The following is a 17,842-nucleotide window of genomic DNA, read 5'->3' as shown; positions in this document are numbered from 1 at the left end:
AAATTATTTAGAGAAATCAAATGACAAAAATATTATATCCTGCACAAAAAAAATATTTAGATACTTTTCGAAAGAAAGAAGATAAACTGATACACGAAATGGAAGAGTATGCAGAAGTGCATCGCGTACCAATTTTAGATTGGCATTCAATCGAGTTTATCGAAAAACTTATTTCAACTAATAAACCTGATAGAGTTTTAGAAATTGGTACGGCAATCGCATACTCCACTATTAGAATTGCACGATGTTTAACTAAAAATTCTACTATCCACACAATTGAAAAAAGTGTTGATAACATTAAAATTGCTTTAGAGAATATTGAAAAATCTGGTTTAACAAAAAAAATAAAATTAATTCAAGGTGATGCTCTAAGTATCATGCCGCAAATGAATAAAAAATATGATTTTATTTTTCTGGATGCCGATAAGGAAGACTATAAAAAACTATTTGATCTTTCGATGCTTTTTTTACGGAAAGAAGGAGTAATTGTAATTGACAACCTGCTATGGCACGGTTACGCCGCATCCACTAGTGTTCCTGAGAAGTATAAGAATTCAACAAAGCACATCAGAGATTTTAATAAATTATTTATCTTACAAAAAAATCTTGATTCAATGATTATTCCAATTGGTGACGGTTTAGGATTTGGTATAAAAAAATAGATATGAATAGTCTGCATCCAAATTTTCTGAATGAAGTCGAAAAATATTCGAATCAATTATTAAAGAAAAAGAAGATCTTATTGTAATCATAGATGTTTGTAACAATAATGGAATGATTGAGAATTTTGAAAAATTTTCTTTTACCGGAAAGTATGTGAACGGATTATTAAAAATTTTAAGGAATAGTGCAAAAATTCCTGAAGTTGAAAATGTAGATCACATCAAAAAAGATTTGTCTGAAAATATGGAGAAAGTAACTTCTTTATTAAAAGAAATTACTTTCAAAATGGATGATAAGAATAAAATGTTTATTGAAGAGAGTTACTTAAAGTTAAACCAAAATTCATTTCAAAACATCCAACTGCTTGTTGAAGATTTAGATATTATAAAAAAATATCTAAACAATCTTAAAAGAAATTAAAGTAACTCTATCTTTATTCCCACGAAGATAAGAATCTATTTTATATTATTCGTTTGAGATTCCCGTTTTCACGGGAATTACATTTCAAAGCGCTTTTTTAGACAACCCAATTACTTAACAATTTAAGTTTTAGCAATCCACTTTTCTAAAGCAGTTAACAAATGCGTCATCGCAGTAATTAACGGTTGATGTTGCTCAATTTCAATATCCTCAAGAATTTCTTTGTGAATTTCTATGTAAGCTTTGTTTAGTTGCTGAACAAGAAGCTGGCCTTTACGAGATAACGAAACACGCATGTTTCTTCTGTCATTAGGATCAATTTCTCTTAAGATATATTCTTTTTGAACTAGTCCATCAATGATTCTGGTTAATCTGCTAGGACTAAGATTCATTCTCTCAGCAATTGCTTTATTATTTATGCTCTCATCGGAACCAAATAATCTTAAGCATCTGAACTCTGCTTGAGTTAAGCTATGCACTTCTGCCAAACGAATTTCTTTTTCCTGGCAGTTTGCTAACAAACTAAAAGTTAAGTTTGCCAACATTTCAGCATTGTGATTTAATTCCATGGTAATTCCGGTTTAGTTTTTGATGAATTATTGTCTGTGACAAATATCGCCAATAAAAATTATTAAATCAAGTACAGATTTGAAAATTTTAAAAATATTTTATATCCGGATATAACTTAATCAAGATTTGCCCATTAGTAAGATTTGATAATTCAGCATTTATTTTATCAAAATCAGCGGGCTTAATCCAACAATTAAATTTTACATTGCTGGAATATTCGGAGTCGGCAATGATTGCAGAATAATGATTAATGATACGATGAACGTGACTTATAAAGTTAAACTCTACATCAATCACCAACCTCTGAAAAAGAGTTTGATCTTTAATTTCTGATATGTTCAAAACCTCAATAGATGCGTTGTAGTAAGCTTTTCCTAAAGGTCCAACACCAAGCTTGGTTCCGCCAAAATAACGCACTACAACTGCTAAAACATCGGTTAAATTAAAATGCTGAATTGCATTTAGGATTCTGATTCCAGCAGTTCCATTTGGTTCCCCATCATCAGAATATTTTTCCTCGCCATTTCTAAGTTTGTATGCATAACAATGATGTGTTGCATTATAATATTTTTTTCGGACCTCTCTTAAAAGATTTAGTGCAGATTCCTCATTATCAACAGGATAAACTATTGCTAAAAATTCCGAAGCTTTTTCTTTGAAGGAAATTGCTTGAAAATCTTTTATCGTTTTTATTTGTTCAGGTAACATATGCGTGCGAATGAATAATCCATGCTAAAATTATTTGTTTATCAATATCACTATTCCTAAAATAACTGTTTGAAAATTTAATTCTAATTTTTAAGATTTGACGGACATTGGAAAAAGAAACAATAATTATTAAAGGTGCACGTGAGCACAATCTAAAAAACATTGATGTAGAAATTCCACGCGAATCATTTACTGTGATAACAGGATTATCCGGCTCAGGAAAATCTTCACTCGCGTTTGATACCATTTATGCAGAAGGTCAGCGAAGATACATCGAATCACTTTCTGCTTACGCACGCCAGTTTTTGGATATGCTTGAAAAACCGGAAGTTGATTTGATTGAAGGATTAAGTCCGGCAATTTCGATCGAACAAAAATCAACTTCAGGAAATCCCCGTTCTACAGTTGGAACAGTTACAGAGATTTATGATTACTTAAGATTGCTTTACGCACGAATCGGAGTTCCGCATTGTTACAACTGTGGCAAACCGGTAACCAAACAAACTTCAGCACAGATTATTGATACAATAATTCAAAATCAATCCGGCAAAAAAGTAAACGTACTTGCTCCTATGATACGTGGAAGAAAAGGACATTACCGCGAACTATTTGAAGAAATTATTTCAGATGGATTTTTAAAAGTTCGTGTTGATGGTGAATATCATGAAATTGAAAAAGGGTTTCATGTTGATCGTTACAAAATCCACAACATAGAAATTGCAATTGATAAAGTGAATGCGAGTGAAAGATCGCGTGGCAGATTAACTGAATCCGTTGATGTTGCTCTTAATTATGGAAATGGAATTGTAATTATTGATGAAGATGGGAGTGATAAAATTTACAGTCGTCATCTAGCTTGTTTAGATTGTGGAATTTCTTATCGTGAACTTGCACCAAATTCATTTTCATTCAATTCACCTTATGGCTCCTGTAGCGATTGTGAGGGACTTGGGGAAATAAAACAGCTTGATCTTAATTTGATTATTCCCGACTGGAACAAATCAATAAATGAAGAGGGCATTGCCGCACTTGGCAAACCAAGATCAATCTGGTTCTTCAACCAGTTGGAAGGTGTTGGGCATAAATTTGGATTTGATTTTGACACTCCTCTTAAAAATCTAACAGAAGAACAAAAGGATTTATTACTTAATGGTAGTCCTGAAAAAATTTCCTTCACTTACAATTACGGTAAAGGAAAACCTGTAACTTATCTTCATAGATTTGCTGGTGTGATGAGTTATCTGAAAAACTATTATTCAACTACAACATCAAACCAGATAAGGGAATGGGTTGAAGCTTACATGAATTCCGCAACTTGCCAAACTTGCGGAGGTGGTAGATTAAAGAAAGAGTCTTTGTCAGTTAAGTTTCAGGAAAAAAATATAAGTGAAGTTACCAAGCTTTCAATCAATCGTGCAGCGGAATTTTTTGGTGATCTAAAATTAAAAGGTAGGGATGCAATTATTGCAAAACCTATTTTAAAAGAAATAACTGAAAGATTGCACTTTTTATTAAATGTTGGATTGGATTATCTAACTCTTGATAGATCAGCAAGAACTTTATCCGGCGGCGAATCACAAAGAATTCGATTAGCAACGCAAATAGGTTCTCAACTCGCTGGTGTGCTTTACGTTTTGGATGAACCATCAATCGGATTACATCAAAGTGATAATATTAAACTAATAAATTCATTAAAGAATTTACGCGATCTGGGAAATACTGTTATAGTTGTTGAACACGATAGGGAAACGATCGAAAGTTCGGACTATATGATTGATCTTGGCCCCGCAGCAGGTATACACGGTGGTGAAGTTTGCATAGCTGGTGTAACTTCGGAATTAACAAAATCCAAAAACGGATACGACTCGTTAACTCTTTCTTATCTAAATGATAAAAAGCGAATTGAAATTCCTGAAAAACATCGAGAGGGAATAGGTAAATCCTTAATGCTAAAAGGCGCTAGTGGTAACAATCTAAAAAATATTGATCTAAAAATTCCGCTGGGAACATTTACATTAATTACAGGAGTTAGTGGTTCAGGAAAATCTACAATTGTTAATGATACACTTGTAAAAATATTGATGAGAGAGATTTATAAGTCAAAAGTTGTTCCGCTGCCTTTCAAATCAGTTGAAGGATTGGAACACATTGATAAAGTGATAGAGATTGATCAATCACCAATTGGCAGAACGCCAAGATCAAATCCGGCAACATACACAGGATTGTTTACGCACATTCGTGATTTATTTGCACAGTTACCCGAATCTAAAATGCGAGGCTATGCAACCGGAAGATTTAGTTTTAATGTAGAAGGCGGAAGATGTGAAGAGTGCGGCGGTGATGGATTGAAAAAAATTGAAATGAATTTTTTACCCGATGTTTATGTCCTTTGTGATGTTTGTCAGGGAAAAAGATATAACCGGGAAACATTACAGGTACTTTATAAAACTAAATCAATTTCTGATGTTCTTGAAATGCGTGTTGATGAAGCATTAGATTTTTTTGAAGATCTTCCTAGAATAAACAGGAAAATAAAAGCTATACACGATGTTGGCCTGGGTTACATAAAACTTGGTCAGCAGGCAACAACACTTTCTGGTGGAGAAGCCCAGCGTGTTAAACTTGCAACAGAGTTAAGCAAAGTTAGCACCGGCAAAACTATGTATATACTTGATGAACCTACAACGGGTTTGCATTTTGAAGATGTTCGGGTTCTGTTAAATGTTCTTAACAAACTTGTTGATAAAGGGAATACAGTTGTTGTTGTTGAACACAATCTTGATGTTATTAAAACCGCCGATTGGATTATAGATCTTGGTCCGGGTGGGGGAGAATTTGGTGGAAAGATAATTGCAGAAGGAACTCCCGAGCAGATTATAAAAAATAAAAAAAGTGTAACAGGAAAGTATCTTGTTAAGGAATTGAAGAAATCTCGTTAGTTATTGCGTGCAATGTGAGTGGATCTGTTGTTTAATCGAGATTGCTTCCTCAATGGCTTTCCTCAAACGTACTCAAATTCAATCCGTTGTTGTCGGATCCCACGAAACTCTGAAGCCCTCATCTAAGTTATCTAATATTTTCATATCAGCTGCATCTAATTCAAAATCAAACACATTTGCATTTTCAATTATGCGCTCTTTACGTGCGGATTTTGGTATTACAACCAATTCGTGCTCAATTGCCCATCTAATTAAAACCTGGGCAACAGTTTTGCTATGCTTTTTAGCAATTGGTAAAACTTTTGGGTCATCCAATTTTTTCATTCTTGTAAGAGGAGAATAAGCTTCAAGAATAATTTTATTTTTATTGCAAACATCAAGCAAATCTTTTTGATAATTGTATGGACTGAATTCAACCTGGTTAATAACCGGGATGGTGTTTGCATAAGAAAACAATTCTTCAAGATGATTGATCATATAATTACTAACACCAATAGATTTGCAATACCCTGATTCGTAAATTTTTTCCAATGCTTTCCAGCTATCTTTCCTTTTTCCTTTAACAGGCCAGTGAATTAAATACAAATCAATGTAACCGGTGTTTAATGTTTTCAAACTTTTATCAAAAGCTTTCAATGCAGTATCATATCCGTGATCATCATTCCATAATTTTGTTGTAATAAATAATTCTTCTCTTTTTATATCTGAATTTCTTACAGCTTCGCCGACTTCCTTTTCATTACCATAAATTCTTGCAGTATCAATGTGTCTGTAACCTGATTCTAAAGCCCAAGATACTGCACCAACACATTCGGTTCCTGATTTTGTGAGATAAACACCTAATCCAAATTGCGGAATCTCAACTCCGTTATTCATTTTCATTTTGTAATTGATATCTGTTGTCATATTTCCTCTATTTTTTTTAGCCTGTGTGGAAAGTATAAATATTAGGGTGATGAAATAACTTGTTTATTAAAATAATATAAGTCTATTATTGTACAACAATTTATATTTCTTGGGTAATAATATGAAAAAATTTTTAGTTTTTTCAACCTTAGCAATTATTTTCAATGGATGTTTAAGATCATACTACCCGGTTGCTTATCAAAGTAGTGCCCCAGCCACTGCAATTCAAGTAAAAAACTCTGCACATAACTATTCCAATTATATTAATGCAAATGCTACAATTGGGAAAGGTGAATATGATCAGGAAAAATTTAATTTAATTAAACTGAGTTATGTTGTGGCAAAAACCGGTGATCATTACAATTTTAATTTGGAAGGTTTTGGGCAAGGTGGAACTTACAATGTTGTTGGAGTAGGTGAACTTTATGATGGCAATAAATCATTCTATGGATTGGGTGGTGATGTGAGTGCATTTTTAAATTTTAAAATTAATAATCTTAAGCTAGGAGCTGGAGGAATCATTGGGATAGGCGTAGAGCAAGGCGAATATTATGATTTCAGGAAATCGGCTACAAAAGATGAGGTAATTGATGGACAGGACAATTATGTGGTAGGTATGGCAAATGTTTTTCCTTTTATAAGTTATCAATTTTCAGAATCAACAATTCTTTCAACTCAGCTAAACGTTGGACTGCCGAATGGATTTTCACCAATAATTCAACTGAATAACGAACATTTTACCCTTTGGTTGAATTGGACACCGCAAAAACTAACTACAGATATTGTTACAACTCAAAGAATTACTATAGGGTTGATGATTGGTATAGGCGGATCAGATATAATGTTCTGATCATATAGTGGAAATTCGGAATAAGATATTTTAAAAAATATTTAAGAGTTTTAGTGCCATAATTAAAATTGCAATAATCAAAACAAACTTAATAAGTTTTTCACCTTTCTTGACTGAAAGTTTTGCGCCCCACCATCCGCCAAATACATTTCCTGCGGCTAATGTTAAACCATAGTACCAATTAATATTGTCTGTAATTATAAAAACTAGTAGCGCAGGAATTGTAAAAACAAAAACAACAAAAACCTTGTGCATGTTAACACGAATTAAATCAAGTTTCATCAAGTATTGAAAAGAAGCCATCAACAAAAAACCAACGCCAACCTGAATAAATGCTCCATAAAATCCAACTATTAACATTGAAAGAACAATTTTCCAATCTATTTTAAAATCTATATTTGTTTTATCTGTTTTCTTTTTGGGTAGCAGCATTGTGATGATAATCAATATCATTACCACACCAAGAATTTTTTCAAATAGCTCATTCCCAATTTTCACGGCTATAATTGCTCCCGCAATAGCACCTGGCAAAGTTAGAGCAGAAAGGATTAAACTATTCTTAAATTCATAAAATCTTTCCTGCTTGAAAGATTGAACTGCTGATATATTCTGAAAAAGAATTGCAACTCGATTTGTTCCATTTGCAACGGTGGGGTCTAAACCTAAAAAAATTAAAGCTGGCAAAGTAAGTGAAGAACCACCACCTGCATTTACGTTAATAAATGCAGCAACCGCACCTACTGCAAATAAAATTAGTATTCCAACTAAATCCGGCAAACCATTCCTGTAAATTTCTTTTTAACTATAACAAAAATAAACTATTTTATTTATGAAAAGAATTTGAAGTATTAATTTCTTAAGATAACAAGACTTAAAATTAGGAGACAAACTAATAGTCCTGTTTTTCTTGTCATTCCCGGGTAAACGGGAATCCAAAACTCATTAAATGTAGTAGATTTCCACCCCTGCCTACCGCAAGCAGGTTCGTGGGAATGACAATCCAGAAAATATTTAAGGTGTCTTATGATTATCAAAAAAATTACATTTCTACCTGTTATAATATTCTCATTATTAATAACACACTGCACTCAATCCCAACAAGCTTATGTAAAAGATAATTACGATAAAAAAGAATATATGATTGAAATGCGTGATGGCATTAAACTTTTTACTGCGGTCTATTCTCCTAAAGACAAATCAAGAGAATATCCAATAGTCTTAACTCGTACACCATATTCCTGTTCCCCTTATGGTGAGGATAAGTATGCAGGTTTTTTAGGTGCATCTAAAGAATTTGCTCAAGAGGGCTTTATTTTTGTTCTGCAGGATGTGCGAGGCAGATATATGTCCGAAGGTGAATTTGATAATATGCGTGCTTTCAATCCAAATAAAAAAAGTAAAAAGGATGTAGATGAGAGCAGCGATACATATGATACTATTGAATGGTTGATTAATAATATTGATAACAATAATAAAAAAGTTGGAATGTGGGGCAATTCATATCCGGGTTTTTATACAATTATGGGAACAATTGATGCACATCCAAATTTAGTTTGTGCCTCTCCTCAAGCACCAATTTCAGATTGGTTTGTTGGTGATGATATGCACCACAATGGCGCTTTTTCTGTGCTGATGTCATTTAACTTTTTTAAACAATTTGGAAAACCAAGACCTGAACCAGTTGAAAGTTATCCTCCTGCACCAGTGTATGATTCCCCGGATGCATATAATTTTTTCTTAGACCATACACCTATAAAAAAATTGAATGAAGAGATTTTAAAAAATGAAATTCCGTTTTGGGATACATTGTCAAAACACGGTAATTATGATTATTACTGGAAATCTAGAAGCAACTTACAGTATTTAAAAAATATTAAACCAGCTTTGCTTTTAGTTGGCGGATTTTATGATGCTGAAGATATGTACGGACCTTTACATATTTACAAAGCAATTGAGCAAAACGATAAACCGAATAACACAAGAATTATTATGGGTCCTTGGACACACGGCTCATGGATATTTGCCAAAGGTGATTCTCTTGGTGATTTTTATTTTGGTGGTAACACAGCTGATTATTATAGAAACGAAATTTTACTTCCTTTCTTTAAATATTATTTAAAGAGCGAAGGTGACTTAAAATTAAATGATGCCTACGTTTTTGATACTGGAAAAAATAAGTGGAGCAATTATCTTACCTGGCCGCCATCAAATTCTAACCAAATGAATTATTATTTTCAACCAAATGAAAAATTAAATCTACAGACACCAATGAGTGACGACTCATTTTCACAATATCTAAGTGACCCATTTAATCCAGTGCCGTACACGGCAACATTCCAGGATTCAAAAAACTTTTATAATCGCGTTCATTTAATTGAGGATCAAAGATATGTTTCAACCCGTCCTGATGTATTAACATTCGAATCTGAAGTACTAAATAGTGATATTACAATTGCAGGACCAATTATAGCTGACTTATTTGTATCAACCACTGGCACTGATGCAGATTTAGTTGTTAAAGTAATTGATGTTTATCCTGATGGCGAAATTGATCCTGATCCAAATCCTAATAAAGTTGAAATGGGCGGATATGAAAGACTAGTTAGAACCGAAATATTTAGAGGGAAGTTCAGAAGTAGTTACGAAAATCCAGAACCATTTAAACCAAATAAAGTTACTGAAGTTAAGATAAATTTGAATGATGCTTTTCATACATTTAAAGTCGCACATAAAATTATGATTCAGGTTTCTTCATCATATTTTCCATTCTTTGATGTAAACCCGAATACCTTTTGTGATATTTACCATGCGGATGCGGACAAATTTGTAAAAGCAAATATTAAAATTTATCATTCAAAAGATTATCCTTCTTCAGTTAAGTTTTTAATTTTGAAATAATAAAAGGAGTTATAAAAAATGAATCAGTTACGCAATCTTATTGTTTTAATAGTTCTGCTAATTTCAACTTCACTCTTTCCTCAATCAGTTTTTGGTGATGAACCGTTGGCTCATACTTTTTCAATTGTTGCACGTGATGCTGAAACCGGTGAAATGGGTGTTGCTGTTCAATCACATTGGTTTTCGGTTGGATCAATCGTTGCGTGGGGTGAAGCTGGAGTTGGTGTTGTTGCTACTCAATCGTTTGTAAATCCATCATTTGGTCAACGTGGATTGGAACTTCTTAAAAAAGGAATGACAGCGCAAGAAGTTGTTGATCTTTTAATCTCAACTGATGAGGGAAGAGATGTGAGACAGCTTGCAATTGTTGATTCAAAGGGAAATTCAGCAGGTTACACTGGCTCAAAATGTATTTCAGAAGCAGGAAATATAGCTGGAGATAATTATTCTGTACAAGCAAATATGATGCTGAACAGTACAGTTTGGGGTGCAATGTCAAAAGCATTTGAAAATTCAAAAGGACCACTTGCCGAAAGATTAATTTCTGCGTTAGAGGCTGCCCAAAATGAAGGTGGAGATATTCGTGGTAAACAATCAGCCTGCTTGCTTGTTGTCAAAGGAAAAGCAACTGGAAATCTTTGGGAGGACAGATTAATTGATTTACGAGTTGAAGATAATCCAAACCCAATTAGTGAACTTAAAAGACTATTAAATGTTCATCGCGCTTATGATCATATGAATGCAGGTGATCTTGCTGTAGAAAAGAATGATATGAATCTTGCGATGGATGAATATAATGCTGCTATGAAAATGTTTCCGGAAAATCTTGAAATGAAATATTGGACTGCAGTTAGTTTAGCTAACACAGGTGAAGTTGAAAAATCACTTCCAATGTTTAAAGAAATATTTGCCCTTGATGCAAACTGGATGGAACTTACTAAAAGATTAGTACCTGTTGGATTACTAACAGTTGAAAAAGCGATTTTGAGCAAAATATTAGAGCAGTAAATACTGATTAGTTATATTATCATCAATATTTGCCGTTTGTCAATAAAATCTATTTTAGAACGAAGTACTGCTTATTTTGTACAATCATTAATCCATTATTAGAGGCACATTATGTACAAATTTCACAAACTTGTTGTAATATTTATTGCGCTTTTTTCATTTCTTGTTCCAATATCTGCACAACAAAATTTAACTCTTCCACAGGCAAGTCAGCAAGCAATTGTATCTCAACGAGTCGGGCTTACTGATATTACCGTAAATTATCATCGTCCTGCAGTTAATGGTAGAGAAGTTTGGGGCGGACTTGTTCCTTTTGATCAAGTATGGCGTGCTGGTGCAAATGAAAACACTACGATTTCATTTTCAACAGAGGTTACGGTTGAAAATAATAAAATACCTGCCGGAATTTATGGACTGCACATAATCCCAACAAAAAATTCCTGGACAATAATATTTAATAAAGATAATGCAGCTTGGGGCAGCTTCTTTTACAACCAGGCAAATGATGTTGTAAGGTTTACAGTTAATCCAGTTCACAATGATTTTCAGGAATGGCTTTCTTATTCTTTTGATCAGCTTAGTGCAAACTCAACTACTTTAAATCTAAAATGGGAAAAACTTTTGATCCCAATTAGTATTGAAATTGATATTAATAAAACTGTTATCGCAAACATGGAAAAGGAGCTTACAAGCCTTCCCGGATTTTTCTGGCAGGGATGGAATCAGATTGCAACATATAATCTTACGAACAACTTTGATTTGGAGAAAGGTTTACAGCGAGTTGATAAATCAATTGGCATTAATAAAAATCTTACAAACTTGATGACTAAATCTCTAATCCTTGAGAGTTTGGGAAAATCGCAAGAAGCTGAAAAAATAAAGAAAGAAGCTTTTGCGTTACCCGGTATAGACGAAGCACAAATAAATGCACTTGGATATCAGCTATTGGGCATTGGGAAAACAGAAGATGCACTTAAAGTATTTGAAAAAAATACCGTCGATCATCCTGATTCATGGAATTCATGGGATAGTTTTGCTGAAGGTTTATTAAATATGGGTGACAAAGAAAAAGCTAAAAAGTTATATGAAAAAGCACTCAGTATGGCTCCTGATAATCAAAAAGATAGAATTAAAGGGATAATCTCGAATATCAAATAGCCAATAAAAGATAGTCTGTCAAGCTGAACTTGTTTCAACTTATTTAAATCATTATGGTTTAAAAAGAAGATCCCGAAACAAGTTCAGAATGACGTTCTGCGACAACCTCTCTTTTTCGTTAATCAAATGATTTTCTTAATACAATTTTTAATTTTATTTTTACGCATCATTGAACTACTAAAATTATTACTTGCAAAACACAAAAGAATTATTTCGCAAACTTATAATTCCTTTAACATTTCCCTTATTGTTATGGGTTATTTATTTGGTTACTTATTTATTAGATATTCCTGCATACAAACTCGGAATACTTCCAAGAAATATTAGTGGCCTTGTAGGAATATTCACTTCACCATTGATTCACGGCGGTTTTTCACATCTGATTTCTAATTCGGCACCATTAATTTTTATGGGACTCGGAATATTTTATTTCTATCCCAAAGTAGCTTACAAAGTTTTTACTATTATTTATTTGGGGACAGGAATATTAGTTTGGATTTTTGCACGCGAAGTATATCACATAGGTGCAAGTGGAATTATTTATGGATTTGTTTCGTTCTTATTTTTCAGCGGTATTTTTAGAAAAGATAATCGCTCTATTGCTTTAGCTCTTGTTGTTATTTTTTTGTACGGTGGATTGATCTGGGGTGTTCTTCCAGTTGAGAAAGGTGTTTCATGGGAATCACATCTATCCGGTGCAATTGTTGGAATAATAGCATCATTTATTTTTAGAAAAGTTGATCCTCCTAAGAAGTATGATTGGGAAGAGGAAGAATCTGGAATTCCTGCAAATAAGTTAGAAGTATCTTATGATGCTGATAAAAATGATTTTTAAAGGCAAAAAATCATTGTGATTAAGTCTTCGAACGAAGCAACCTGAATATTGGAATTATCACAATATCAAAGATTGCTTCACCCACTAAAGTGGTATTCGCAATGAAAATTGGTAAAGCAAACAAAAACCCCTAAAGCTTGTGGCTATTTAATATCAAAAAAAGATCTTAATAGGAAATAAAATGAAAAAAACTACAACTGAAACTCGTGCCTATCGTACAGAGATGAACGATAAAATATTAAATTCTGGTTTTAGAGATTTTAATAAATTCTTTGCACTCGATAATAAAGCATACATTGATGGAGCGCTCAGCGCAAAGACAAAAGAGTTATTAGGACTTTCTTCATCAATGGTTTTACGTTGTAACGATTGTATTTTTTATCATATCGATCGCGCAATACAAGAAGGCGCAACTCGCGAAGAGCTGATGGAAACATTTAATGTTGCATTGATTGTGGGCGGCTCAATTGTTATCCCGCATTTAAGATATGCTTTTGAAATAATGGACAATATTTTTGATGAAAAAGGGAAAGCTGAATAATGATTATTGTACCTAAAAATATTGTTACTTTAGATGGTAAAGATAGAATTCTAAAAAATCATTTTGTAGAAATTAAAAATGGAAGAATTGTTCGTATTGCAAAAAATAATGAGCAGCTTTTCAAAAAAAATATAAAATTAGTCCATCGATTTGAGAATTTAACTTTGATTCCCGGATTTGTGCAGACACACATTCATCTTTGTCAAACTTTATTTCGTGGATTAGCAGATGATCTTGAATTATTAGATTGGCTGCAATTAAAAATATTTCCTTTTGAAAATGCGCATAATAAGAATTCGCTTTTAGCTTCAACCAGATTAGGAATTAATGAGTTGTTATTGGGTGGAACTACAACTTTGCTTGATATGGGAACTCTGCGTCATCAAGAAGTGATCTTTGATGAGTTGCAAAACTCGGGTATGCGGGCAATTGCGGGCAAATGTTTGATTGATGAGAACGATTTATTTCCACAATTTAAATCATCAACAAAATCCGAACTTGAAGAGATTTATCAATTAGCAAAAACATATCATAACACTTCAAACGGAAAAGTAAAATACGGATTTGCACCTAGATTTGTTTTGTCGTGCACAGAAAAACTTCTTAAAGATTCCTTTGACATGAAAAAAGATTTTGAGGGAAGTTTATATCACACCCACTCATCTGAGAATAAAAATGAAATTGCTGAAGTTAAACGAAGACACAAAAAAGAAAATATTGAGTACTTTAATTCAATTGGAGTAATTGATGATCACTCGGTAATTGCTCACTGCATCCATGTTAATGATAAAGAAACTGAGCTGCTGAAAAAAAATAATGTTAGAGTGTCTCATTGCCCTTCTTCAAACTTAAAGCTTGGTTCAGGAATTGCAAATATTCCAAAGTATCTAAAAAAAGGAATCTCAGTTTCACTCGGTGCAGACGGAGCACCATGCAATAACAATCTTGGCATTTTTAATGAAATGAGATTGGCAGCATTGATTCAGAAGCCGATTCACGGTTCAACTGTTATGGATGCAAAAACTGTTTTTAAACTTGCAACTATCGAAGGGGCAAGAGCATTACATCTTCAAAATGAAATAGGAAGCCTTGAAGTTGGAAAGAAAGCCGATTTAGTTTTACTGGATTTAAATTCAAACACACATTCAATGTCTGAAAGTAATGAAGTAATTTATTCTGATCTAGTTTATTCATCTTCCAACGATTCAGTTCATTCAGTGATGGTTGAAGGTGAATGGAAAGTGTTGAATAAAAAATCTCTTGTATATGATAAGACAGAATTAAGTCAAAAATCTAAAGAAGAATTAAAAAAACTACTAAAGAGAGCGAATAAATAATGAAGCAAATTCTTCTCGCCACTACAAATAAAGGCAAGCTTAGAGACGTAAAAGAAATATTAAAAGATATTGATGTAGAAATTTTATCCTTTCTGAACTTTAAAGAATACCCTAATGTTGAAGAAACAGGAGCAACGTTTTTAGATAATGCTGAACTAAAAGTAAAAGCTGCCTTTGAAAAATATGGTATTCCAAGTATTGGTGATGATTCCGGTTTAGAGACTTTTCAATTAAACGGTGAGCCAGGAATTTATTCTGCAAGATACGCGGGTGAAGATGCGGACGATGAGAAAAATAATCAAAAACTTATTGCAAAACTATTTGCATATCCAGAGCCGCATGCTGGAAGATTTGTTTGTGCTGCAGTTTATTACGATGGAAAAGAATCTAAGTCAGCAGTTGGAGAAATAAGAGGAAACATTATAAAAAATCCAAGAGGTAAGAATGGATTTGGTTATGACCCTTTATTTATTCCAACCGGATACGATAATACAATGGCAGAACTTTCTCACGTGGAGAAAAATAAAATTAGTCACCGTTTGAACGCATTTAAACAATTAAAAAAGTTTTTGGAATAAATGAAAAAGAATTTATTATTTCTATTATTTGCAATAATATTATTATTAACAGCTTGCAAAGAATCTACAACCGAGCCTGGGATTGTAAGTATAAATGATCAGTACTATAAAATACAAAATGGTGCTTCATTAGTTTATGATCTTGAAATTAAAGATAGTACCGGGTTTACAGTTAATGGAAATCGCATTACAAATTTTAATGATAGTACAATTCTTGAAGGTACAACTTATTACATCCAAAGAGATTCTTTTCAAACATTTCTTCCGTTTGATACACTAACAAACTTTTCTACTTTATTTGTTCGTAAAAGTAACACTGGCGTTTTTTCTTATACGGATACAACAGGATTTACAGGGTTTATTCCCGATACCTTAAGACAATATTTAAGTGTTGATAAAGAATCAAGAATATTGTTTTATCCATTAACGATAAATCAAACATTTCCTGTTTATACTTTAACATTAAGCGTTTTAATTGTTGGGATTAATGTTATTGATATCGATGCGATTGTTGAATCGCAGGAGACAATAAACACAACCGTAAACAATTTGCCTGCACAGTTTAATACATTTAAAATTAAATATTCATTTGTAGTAAGAACAAGTTCTACAGGTCCTGAATCTGTTTACGTTGCTTATGGCTGGGTGGTTAAAGATTTAGGTTTTGTAAAATGGGATGGCGATGCTGAAGTGTTTAATTTTCTTTTAAATGAAAATATTTTTCCGCCCGAAACAAATGTGAAGATGGATTTAAATCAGTATAACATTCCATAATTACTTTGTTGCGATTACAACCTGTACAGTTTTAAAAGTAAAATTATATTTCTTGATTTCCCTAAACCCTGAATTTTTGAGAAGGGAAATCAAGTTTATTTTTTTATCAAATTCTTCAACAGAATCCGGAAGGTAAGTATAAGCTGCTTTATCACCGGAAATAATTCCACCTAAACAAGGTAAAATAATTTTAAAATAAAATCTGTAAATGCTTTTTACAATTTTGTTTGATGGCATTCTGAACTCTACTACAGTGGCTTTGCCATTTGGTTTTAATATTCTGTAGAAAGAATTAAATCCTTCCTGAATATCATAAAAATTTCTAACCCCGAATGCTACAGTAATGTTTGTAACGGATTCATCTTTAAATGGAATTTTTTCAGCAACCATTTGTACAAGCTTTCCATCAATCCATTCAGATTTTTTATCAAACAAGCTCAGCATATTATAAGAAAAATCTGCACCGTAAATATATTGAACACCCATTTTCTTCGCTTGAATTGCAACATCACCAGTACCACAAGCAACATCTAACAAAACTGAATTTGAATCTAAACCTGTAAGTTTTAAAGCTTTTTTTCTCCAGTAAAAATCCAAACCAAAGCTTAAAAAATGATTAAGAAAATCATATTTACCAGCAATGTTGTCAAACATTTTTTTTACTTGTGTTTTCTTCTCATTCATATCTACTAATGCTTTTCATATTCAAATATTTCTTTGCCAATTTTTTTGCGCCACCAGTTAAAAAAGATTTTTCCACTCCACATTGAAAAAATTGCAAACACTAATCCACCTACTAAATCAATAACATAATGATACCACAAATAAACAGTTGAAAAGATTAGTAAAGTTCCAATTGGTATAAAAAAATATCTACTTCTGCTTCTCAGTCTTACTGATAGATACATCACAATTAATGTTATCATTGTGTGCCCGCTCGGAAAAACATCTCGCTGAACAACCTCTGCAGGATTCAATGTTCCAAACGGAATTCCTTCACCGGTGTTTGTCATTTCTCGTAAATAATTTGTCAAATAAAGGCCAGGAAGAGATTGATTAATTGTGCTAAAATCGTGCAAGGTAAATCTTGGACCAATTCCCGGTAAAGAAAAATATCCTAAATAGGAAAGAAAAAATCCATAGATAACAGAGAACAATGCAAAGTCTAAAGCAATGTATCTATCTTTATTTAAAAGCGATAATCCCAGAATAATAGGGAGCAGATAAAACATCCCATATATTATTTGCAAAATTTCTGTAATTACCGGATGTGAGAATTGATGTAAAAACTGCGTAGGATTTGTACCAAACATCCATTTATCAAGCACTATAAACCAACTGTCATAATCATAAAGTCGAATTGGTTTTACCATAAAATATAATTGTCTGAAAGTAAGCAAAATTATTGGTGCGATATACCAGTAATGAATAATGCGCCAAACTTTTTGATCTGAGATTGCTTCAAGATATGAAATTACAAAAGCGATTGTTATCACAACAAGATTTATTAAAATCCAATTTAATGAATTATCAATTCTGTTGTAAAAAAGTATGTGAAGAGTAATTAAAAAAAAAGAAAAGCCGATAACAACTATATCAAATGCTTTTAATTTTATTATTAACGATTTTATTTTAGACATTAAATAGTATTAAATGA

The 17,842-nt window shown here is 32.6% G+C and carries 18 protein-coding genes; 12 read left to right on the top strand and 6 right to left on the bottom strand.

Annotated elements, in window-relative coordinates; translation table 11 throughout:
- Positions 1–20: 20 nt before the first annotated feature.
- Entirely contained in the window at positions 21–662 is a 642-nt protein-coding gene (locus IPJ23_08180) for an O-methyltransferase (GenBank protein MBK7630665.1), read from the top strand.
- A gap of 112 nt (positions 663–774) precedes the next feature.
- The gene (locus tag IPJ23_08175; protein ID MBK7630664.1) at positions 775–1,083 is read left to right on the top strand and encodes a hypothetical protein; all 309 of its coding nucleotides are present in this window, start codon (positions 775–777) and stop codon (positions 1,081–1,083) included.
- Positions 1,084–1,205: 122 nt separating this feature from the next.
- Here the strand turns inward: IPJ23_08175 and IPJ23_08170 are convergent, their stop codons facing one another.
- Both IPJ23_08170 and IPJ23_08165 read right to left on the bottom strand, forming a co-directional pair.
- Complete coding sequence (locus IPJ23_08170; protein ID MBK7630663.1) at positions 1,206–1,652, bottom strand: MarR family transcriptional regulator; 447 nt, start codon at positions 1,650–1,652, stop codon at positions 1,206–1,208.
- 88 nt (positions 1,653–1,740) lie between these two features.
- Positions 1,741–2,361 carry a YigZ family protein gene (locus IPJ23_08165; GenBank protein MBK7630662.1) on the bottom strand — a complete coding sequence of 207 codons (621 nt, stop codon included), beginning with the start codon at positions 2,359–2,361 and terminating at the stop codon, positions 1,741–1,743.
- 107 nt (positions 2,362–2,468) lie between these two features.
- Here IPJ23_08165 and uvrA point away from each other — a divergent pair, with 107 nt between their 5' ends.
- On the top strand, positions 2,469–5,300 hold the full coding sequence (gene uvrA / locus IPJ23_08160; GenBank protein ID MBK7630661.1) for an excinuclease ABC subunit UvrA: 2,832 nt from the start codon (positions 2,469–2,471) through the stop codon (positions 5,298–5,300).
- A 78-nt stretch (positions 5,301–5,378) separates the two neighbouring features.
- On the opposite strand, the gene IPJ23_08155 is transcribed toward uvrA, so the two are convergent.
- Complete coding sequence (locus IPJ23_08155) at positions 5,379–6,206, bottom strand: aldo/keto reductase (protein MBK7630660.1); 828 nt, start codon at positions 6,204–6,206, stop codon at positions 5,379–5,381.
- Positions 6,207–6,327: 121 nt separating this feature from the next.
- Between IPJ23_08155 and IPJ23_08150 the strand changes: the two genes are divergently transcribed.
- Complete coding sequence (locus IPJ23_08150) at positions 6,328–7,056, top strand: hypothetical protein (protein MBK7630659.1); 729 nt, start codon at positions 6,328–6,330, stop codon at positions 7,054–7,056.
- Positions 7,057–7,086: 30 nt separating this feature from the next.
- Here IPJ23_08150 and IPJ23_08145 read toward each other — a convergent pair whose 3' ends face one another.
- Positions 7,087–7,833 (bottom strand): sulfite exporter TauE/SafE family protein, encoded by a 747-nt coding sequence (locus IPJ23_08145; protein ID MBK7630658.1) that lies wholly within the window; start codon positions 7,831–7,833, stop codon positions 7,087–7,089.
- 246 nt (positions 7,834–8,079) lie between these two features.
- Between IPJ23_08145 and IPJ23_08140 the strand changes: the two genes are divergently transcribed.
- The 8 genes from IPJ23_08140 to IPJ23_08105 all read left to right on the top strand — a co-directional run bounded on the left by IPJ23_08140 (position 8,080) and on the right by IPJ23_08105 (position 16,185).
- Positions 8,080–9,954 carry a CocE/NonD family hydrolase gene (locus IPJ23_08140; GenBank protein MBK7630657.1) on the top strand — a complete coding sequence of 625 codons (1,875 nt, stop codon included), beginning with the start codon at positions 8,080–8,082 and terminating at the stop codon, positions 9,952–9,954.
- Between the two features lie 18 nt (positions 9,955–9,972).
- Complete coding sequence (locus IPJ23_08135) at positions 9,973–10,962, top strand: DUF1028 domain-containing protein (protein MBK7630656.1); 990 nt, start codon at positions 9,973–9,975, stop codon at positions 10,960–10,962.
- Between the two features lie 111 nt (positions 10,963–11,073).
- Positions 11,074–12,120: a DUF2911 domain-containing protein gene (locus tag IPJ23_08130; GenBank protein ID MBK7630655.1), complete on the top strand. Its 1,047-nt coding sequence runs from the start codon at positions 11,074–11,076 to the stop codon at positions 12,118–12,120.
- Between the two features lie 190 nt (positions 12,121–12,310).
- Positions 12,311–12,955, top strand: coding sequence for a rhomboid family intramembrane serine protease (locus IPJ23_08125; GenBank protein MBK7630654.1), 645 nt, complete (start codon positions 12,311–12,313; stop codon positions 12,953–12,955).
- Between the two features lie 181 nt (positions 12,956–13,136).
- Entirely contained in the window at positions 13,137–13,496 is a 360-nt protein-coding gene (locus IPJ23_08120) for a carboxymuconolactone decarboxylase family protein (GenBank protein MBK7630653.1), read from the top strand.
- On the top strand, positions 13,496–14,833 hold the full coding sequence (locus tag IPJ23_08115; GenBank protein MBK7630652.1) for an amidohydrolase family protein: 1,338 nt from the start codon (positions 13,496–13,498) through the stop codon (positions 14,831–14,833). The genes IPJ23_08120 and IPJ23_08115 overlap by 1 nt, the downstream gene beginning before the upstream one ends.
- Entirely contained in the window at positions 14,833–15,411 is a 579-nt protein-coding gene (rdgB, locus tag IPJ23_08110; GenBank protein MBK7630651.1) for an RdgB/HAM1 family non-canonical purine NTP pyrophosphatase, read from the top strand. Before IPJ23_08115 ends, rdgB begins: the two co-directional genes overlap by 1 nt.
- Positions 15,412–16,185, top strand: a complete 774-nt coding sequence (locus IPJ23_08105) for a hypothetical protein (protein ID MBK7630650.1) — start codon at positions 15,412–15,414, stop codon at positions 16,183–16,185.
- On the opposite strand, the gene ubiE is transcribed toward IPJ23_08105, so the two are convergent.
- Both ubiE and IPJ23_08095 read right to left on the bottom strand, forming a co-directional pair.
- The gene (ubiE, locus tag IPJ23_08100) at positions 16,186–16,869 is read right to left on the bottom strand and encodes a bifunctional demethylmenaquinone methyltransferase/2-methoxy-6-polyprenyl-1,4-benzoquinol methylase UbiE (protein MBK7630649.1); all 684 of its coding nucleotides are present in this window, start codon (positions 16,867–16,869) and stop codon (positions 16,186–16,188) included.
- Between the two features lie 5 nt (positions 16,870–16,874).
- The gene (locus IPJ23_08095) at positions 16,875–17,825 is read right to left on the bottom strand and encodes a phosphatase PAP2 family protein (protein ID MBK7630648.1); all 951 of its coding nucleotides are present in this window, start codon (positions 17,823–17,825) and stop codon (positions 16,875–16,877) included.
- Between the last annotated feature and the right edge of the window lie 17 nt (positions 17,826–17,842).

The organism is Ignavibacteriales bacterium, from assembly GCA_016709765.1.
GTDB lineage: Bacteria > Bacteroidota > Ignavibacteria > Ignavibacteriales > Ignavibacteriaceae > IGN3.
This window is presented reverse-complemented; position numbering and strand designations above follow the sequence as displayed.